At 64.0% G+C, this 403-nt stretch carries 1 pseudogene; it reads right to left on the minus strand.

The window, feature by feature from the left end:
- Nucleotides 1-403: pseudogene (locus H6B10_RS15540) on the minus strand (flavin oxidoreductase/NADH oxidase); the annotation flags it as partial.

A 403-nucleotide genomic window follows, 5' to 3' on the forward strand; every position in this document is an offset into this window, starting at 1 on the left:
CCGAGGCGCGCCGTGACCATGAAGTGGTCGTCCTCCCACACTTTGGCGGCGGCAATGCCGTTTTTCAGCAGGCGGGTGCGGTTTTCGTAGCTGCCGCCGTAGGGGCCCGGCCGGGTATAGGCCGAGGAAAGTTCTGCCAGCAGATACCCGTGGCAGGACTTGATGTCCACGGCGTCAAAGCCGGCTTCCTTGGCCAGGCGGGCGGCTTCGCCGAACTTTTCTTCCAGGGCGCGCAGATAATCGTCGCTCACAATGCAGGAATCATCGGCGGCGCGGTACTGTTCCAGTTCGGGGTGCCGGTAGGCGATCATGGGGGCGGGTTTGTTGTCCGGGTTGGAATACCGGCCGCTGTGGTTGGCCTGCAGGATCAGGTACGGTTCGTAGCCGTTGGCCTTCCGGCCGG

Source organism: Gemmiger formicilis (genome assembly GCF_016901605.1).
GTDB lineage: Bacteria > Bacillota > Clostridia > Oscillospirales > Ruminococcaceae > Gemmiger > Gemmiger formicilis_B.